Annotated in this window: 7 protein-coding genes; 4 read left to right on the forward strand and 3 right to left on the reverse strand. The window is 61.8% G+C overall.

The window, feature by feature from the left end; translation table 11 throughout:
- Positions 1-24: 24 nt before the first annotated feature.
- Both VZ95_RS24335 and VZ95_RS16185 read right to left on the reverse strand, forming a co-directional pair.
- Positions 25-327, reverse strand: coding sequence for a hypothetical protein (locus VZ95_RS24335; protein ID WP_156995349.1), 303 nt, complete (start codon positions 325-327; stop codon positions 25-27).
- Positions 328-346: 19 nt separating this feature from the next.
- Positions 347-925 carry a YqaA family protein gene (locus VZ95_RS16185; RefSeq protein WP_045776780.1) on the reverse strand — a complete coding sequence of 193 codons (579 nt, stop codon included), beginning with the start codon at positions 923-925 and terminating at the stop codon, positions 347-349.
- 134 nt (positions 926-1059) lie between these two features.
- Between VZ95_RS16185 and VZ95_RS16190 the strand changes: the two genes are divergently transcribed.
- Genes VZ95_RS16190 through VZ95_RS16200 form a run of 3 tightly spaced genes read left to right on the forward strand, consistent with a single transcriptional unit; the run spans position 1060 to position 3897 of the window.
- On the forward strand, positions 1060-1941 hold the full coding sequence (locus VZ95_RS16190) for an SMP-30/gluconolactonase/LRE family protein (RefSeq protein WP_045776781.1): 882 nt from the start codon (positions 1060-1062) through the stop codon (positions 1939-1941).
- 31 nt (positions 1942-1972) lie between these two features.
- On the forward strand, positions 1973-2770 hold the full coding sequence (locus VZ95_RS16195; protein ID WP_045776782.1) for an N-formylglutamate amidohydrolase: 798 nt from the start codon (positions 1973-1975) through the stop codon (positions 2768-2770).
- Entirely contained in the window at positions 2767-3897 is a 1131-nt protein-coding gene (locus tag VZ95_RS16200) for a carboxylate-amine ligase (protein WP_045776783.1), read from the forward strand. The genes VZ95_RS16195 and VZ95_RS16200 overlap by 4 nt, the downstream gene beginning before the upstream one ends.
- 6 nt (positions 3898-3903) lie before the next feature.
- On the opposite strand, the gene VZ95_RS16205 is transcribed toward VZ95_RS16200, so the two are convergent.
- Positions 3904-4236, reverse strand: coding sequence for a DHCW motif cupin fold protein (locus VZ95_RS16205; RefSeq protein ID WP_045776784.1), 333 nt, complete (start codon positions 4234-4236; stop codon positions 3904-3906).
- A gap of 146 nt (positions 4237-4382) precedes the next feature.
- On the opposite strand from VZ95_RS16205, the gene VZ95_RS16210 reads away from it, so the two are divergent.
- Positions 4383-4679, forward strand: coding sequence for a DUF1244 domain-containing protein (locus tag VZ95_RS16210; RefSeq protein ID WP_045776785.1), 297 nt, complete (start codon positions 4383-4385; stop codon positions 4677-4679).
- The last annotated feature ends 98 nt before the right edge of the window (positions 4680-4777 follow it).

The raw sequence follows: 4777 nt of genomic DNA on the forward strand, positions 1-4777 counted from the left end.
AAAGGTATCTCAATATCCTTTCGATCAGGAAACACACGGTGAGAAGCTGAGCAAACAAAATTTTGCGTCAACATCATTAAATCGAAACGCCGTTCTGATTTGATTAATATTCTCTAAATATTGATTTAATAATAATTCACTCGAAATCACCTTTTCTTCAGATGGTGGCACCAAAAAATCAGAGTCATGAATGAATAATGCGGGTACTAAAAAGAATATGGGTAGGCCAAAAAAAGCTAAAACATACAGTGTTGACGCAACAATTCCCCCTATCACAAGTGCGCGCTTCAAGATTGATGGCGGCGAAAGCTGTGCCTTGTCAGGCATGATATTCCCCTATCACCCCCTAAAGATACCGCAACGCCACGAACCCGCCGACCAACAGCACGGCAAACCCCGTCGTCAGCAGCGTCAGATATTTCTCAATGAAAGCCCGGATCGGCTCGCCGAAGAAATAGAGCAGTCCCGCCACTAGGAAAAACCGCATCCCGCGCGACAGCACCGAGGCGACCGTAAAGGCCAGCAGCGGGAAATGCGCCACGCCCGAGGCAATGGTAATCAGCTTATAGGGAATCGGCGTCATCCCCTTAATGACGATAATCCACCAGCCATACTCGACGAAGGCCTTCTGGAACTCGTCGAATTTCGCGCCAAGCCCATAGCTCTGAATCACCCAGGAGCCAATCGCTTCCCACAGGTAATAGCCGATGGCATAGCCGAGGAACCCGCCGATAACCGATGCCAGGGTACAGACCGCCGCATAGAAGAACGCCCGCCGCCGATTGGCGAGGCACATCGGCACCAGCATCACATCGGGCGGAATGGGAAAGAAGGAGCTTTCGATAAACGAGACGAGGGCGAGCGCCCAAGTGGCCTGCGGGGTGCCCGCTTTGGCGATAACCCAGTCGTAAAGGCGGCGCAGCATGAAAATCGGCGTCCGATTCTGGCAGGGAGAAAGGCGTTGCGCGGTGTGCCACGGCCCCGGAAAGCGGTCAAGAGACAAGGCGCGCGAAACCCGCTAGAACAGCCCGTGGGCGAGGGGCTTCGTGGGAGCATAGCATGTCTAAGGTGTTGGGATCGGTCGAACTTGCGGTTCGGCAAAGCTGCAAAACCGGGGAATCGCCGGTCTGGGATGCGCCGCGCGCCTGCCTATGGTGGGTGGATATCAATGGGCCGAGCCTGTTTCAACTGACCCCGGCGACGGGAGCGGTGGCCCATTGGGATTTCGATGAAGCCCTCGGCTGCGTCGCGCTTTATGCCGATGGTACGCTGCTGCTGGCCTTACGCTCGGGCCTCGTCCGCTTCGATCCGGCGACGGGCGGGCAGACCCCGATCGCCCCGGCCCCCTATGATCCGAAAGCCTATCGGTTCAACGATGGTAAAACCGACCCCCAGGGCCGTTTCTGGGTCGGCACGATGCACGAGCCGCGCACCGAGCGCAGTGCGCAACTCTATTGCCTGACCGAAACCGGGCTTGAAGCCCGCGCGGGCGACGTGATGGTCTCGAACGGCCTCGCTTGGTCGCCCGATGGCACCCGGATGTACCATTCCGACACGCGCGCCCAGGCGATTTATACCTATCCGATGGACCCGGCGACCGGCCAAATCGGCCCGCGCAGCCTCTTCGCGATGCTTCCACCGGAAGGGGGCCGCCCCGATGGCGCGGCGATGGACGCGGAAGGCTGCTACTGGAGCGCCCAGTTCGATGGCGGGCGGGTGCTGCGCTTCAGCCCGGACGGCGCAATTCTTGAGGAAATCCGCCTGCCGGTGAGCCGCTGCACGATGGTTGCTTTCGGCGGGGCGGACCGGCAAACCCTCTATATCACCAGCGCTACCGACGGGCTGACGCCGAAAAAGCTGGCAGAGGAACCTTTGGCCGGGTCGCTGTTTCAGGTGCGCGTCTCGGTGACGGGCGCGGCGATTCCCGCCGTGGCCCCTTGACGCCCACGCCCCATCGGGCTTTGAAAGAGGGATGAGTGATCCCGCGCTTCCGCCCCTGCTGGCCCCCGACGAGCCGCCCGCCGTTACCATTCTGAACGCGGCGGGCCGTGCCCCGGTGCTGTTTCTCTGCGACCACGCCAGCCCGCGCGTACCGAAAGCGCTGGATCGGCCCGAAACCGGCGGGTTCGGCGTGTCGCCCGAGGATATGGAGCGCCATATCGCCTATGATATTGGGGCGGCAGCGGTAACGCGGATTCTGTCCGACACATTCGAGGCTCCGGCGATTCTGTCGGGCTATTCGCGCCTCGTACTCGACCTCAACCGCGCGCTCGACGATGGCACCTCGATCCCGCCCGTCAGCGATGGCACCAAGGTTCCGGCCAATCAGCATCTGTCGGCGGCGGCGCGGGCGGCGCGGATCGATGCGCTCTATCACCCCTACCATAATGCCATTGTCGATATGCTCGACGGGTTGAAGGCGCGCGGCACGTCGCCCGCGATTATCTCCGTCCATTCCTGCACGCCGGTACTGGCCGGGTTCAAGCGGCCCTGGCATATCGGCGTTCTGTGGAACCACGACGGGCGCATTGCCCTGCCGCTGATGCGCGCCCTGGAGGCGGAGGGGAACTTAAAGGTCGGCGATAACGAGCCCTATTCCGGGCGCGATCACGATAGCCACACGATCCACCGCCACGCCGAAGCACGCGGCCTGCCCCATGTGCTGCTGGAAATCCGCCAAGATTTGATTTCCGACGCGCAAGGCATCGCCGCCTGGGCCGACCGGCTGCACCGGGTGATGCGCCCGATTCTGCTGGGAGGCCAGCCATGAGCGAACCGGCTTTCACCTTAGGGATCGAGGAAGAATATTTCCTCGTCGACCGGCAGACGCGCGATATCGCCGTCGCCCCGCCGCCCGAGCTAATGGCCGAATGCAAGGCCGCGCTGGCCGATCAGGTGAGCCCGGAGTTTCTAAAAGCGCAAATCGAGGTTGGCACCAAAGTGCGCTCAACCCTGGCCGACGCGCGCGCCGATTTGGCCCAACTGCGGCGCACGGTGGCCGAGGTGGCGGGCCGCTTCGGCCTCGCGCCGATTGCCGCCGCCACCCATCCGTTCACCGATTGGGGCCGGTCCGAACATACCGACGCCGAGCGCTACACGCTGCTGGCGCGCGATCTGCAAATGGTTGGGCGGCGCTTGGTGATTTGCGGCATGCACGTGCATGTGGGGATTGAGGACGAGGAACTGCGCATCGATCTGATGAATCAGATCACCTATTTCCTGCCGCACCTGCTGGCGCTCTCCACCTCCTCGCCGTTCTGGCGCGGCGATGATACCGGGCTGAAATCCTTCCGGCTGTCGGTCTTCAATGGGCTACCGCGCACGGGGCTGCCAGAGGTGTTCGAATCCTGGGGCGAGTATCAGCGCCAGGTGAAGGGCTTGGTCAATACCGGCGTCATCGACGATGCCACCCGCCTGTGGTGGGACTTGCGCCCCTCGGCACGCTTCCCGACCCTGGAGCTGCGCATTACCGATATCTGCACCCGGCTCGACGATACGATTGCGATTGCCACCCTCTACCGCTGCCTGCTGCGGATGCTGTGGCGTTTGCGCCGCTCCAACCAGCGCTGGCGGCTTTATGCGCGCATGCTGATTTCCGAAAACCGCTGGCGCGCGCAGCGCTATGGGCTGGAAGAAGGTTTGGCCGATTTCGGCAAGGGCACCATCGTGCCCTTCTCCGACCTGTTGGAAGAGATGATCGAACTGTGCGCCGAAGACGCCGCCCATTTCGGCTGCACCGCCGAACTTCTGTCGGCGCGCACCATCCTCGCACGCGGCACCAGCGCCGACCGGCAGCGCAGCGTGTTCCAGGCGGCGCTCGCGGGCGGGGCGGCGAAGGACGAGGCGCTGAAGGCGGTCGTCGATCATCTCATTGCGGAGACGGTGATGGGGGTCTGAGCCCCCTCAATCCACAATAAACAGCACCGCGCCCGTCCGGGTTGCCGACCGATGCGCCGCGTCGCCGAAGTCGGAGACTTGGTAGCTCATCCCGGCGGTCAGCAGAAATGTTCGGCCATCCTTCAACTCGGTCTCCAACTCACCGCTCACCACATAGAGAATATGGCCCCGGTCGCACCAATGGTCGGCCAGATAACCAGGGGAATAGGTCACTTGGCGAATACGGATATCGCCCAGGGTGAAGCTGCGCCATTCGGCGGTGCCCGTCTCGCCGGTATGGTGCGTCGGCGGCACTTGGTGCCAGTCGGTGACGGTGAAGGGCAGCGGCGGTAGTTCCATAATCGCTCTCCAGAACTCGAACAGGCGCAGCGTCGCGCGGGCGGCAGGGGTCCGTCAAAGGTAAACCTGTCTCCCGGACAATTGTTCCCCTAGCCGTTCGCCAGTGCCGCCCCTATCTGTGAAGCCCGATTTCTGAGGAGCCGATTATGGACGACACCACCCGCACCGAGCTTGAAGCCGCCGCTTTTCGCCGCCTTGTGCAGCATTTGCGTGAGCGCACCGATGTGCAGAATATCGATTTGATGAATTTGGCGGGTTTCTGCCGCAACTGCCTCTCCAAATGGTATCGCGCCGCCGCTGAGGAAAAAGGCGTTGCGTTGAGCGACCCAGAAGCGCGGGAAATCGTCTATGGCATGCCCTATGAGGAGTGGAAAAAGCTGCACCAGCCGGAAGCCTCGCCGGAGCAGATGGCGGCATTTGCCGCAGCAAATCCGCAACACTAATCATGCTGCACATGCGTCCCTGTGAGGGCAGGGGCGCAGGGAAAGCAGAATCCAAACTGTATCCAATCCGCTATGCTCTGAGCACTTGAGCAGGACAG

The sequence above is a fragment of the Elstera litoralis genome, assembly GCF_000963705.1.
GTDB classification, from domain to species: Bacteria; Pseudomonadota; Alphaproteobacteria; order Elsterales; family Elsteraceae; genus Elstera; species Elstera litoralis.

Bases quoted from the DNA above. Each gene is read 5' to 3' on its own strand.
- VZ95_RS16210 (WP_045776785.1), top strand. From the start codon at position 4,383: ATGGACGACACCACCCGCACCGAGCTTGAAGCCGCCGCTTTTCGCCGC.
- VZ95_RS16205 (WP_045776784.1), bottom strand. From the start codon at position 4,236: ATGGAACTACCGCCGCTGCCCTTCACCGTCACCGACTGGCACCAAGTG.
- VZ95_RS16200 (WP_045776783.1), top strand. From the start codon at position 2,767: ATGAGCGAACCGGCTTTCACCTTAGGGATCGAGGAAGAATATTTCCTC.
- VZ95_RS16190 (WP_045776781.1), top strand. From the start codon at position 1,060: ATGTCTAAGGTGTTGGGATCGGTCGAACTTGCGGTTCGGCAAAGCTGC.
- VZ95_RS16195 (WP_045776782.1), top strand. From the start codon at position 1,973: ATGAGTGATCCCGCGCTTCCGCCCCTGCTGGCCCCCGACGAGCCGCCC.
- VZ95_RS16185 (WP_045776780.1), bottom strand. From the start codon at position 925: ATGCTGCGCCGCCTTTACGACTGGGTTATCGCCAAAGCGGGCACCCCG.
- VZ95_RS24335 (WP_156995349.1), bottom strand. From the start codon at position 327: ATGCCTGACAAGGCACAGCTTTCGCCGCCATCAATCTTGAAGCGCGCA.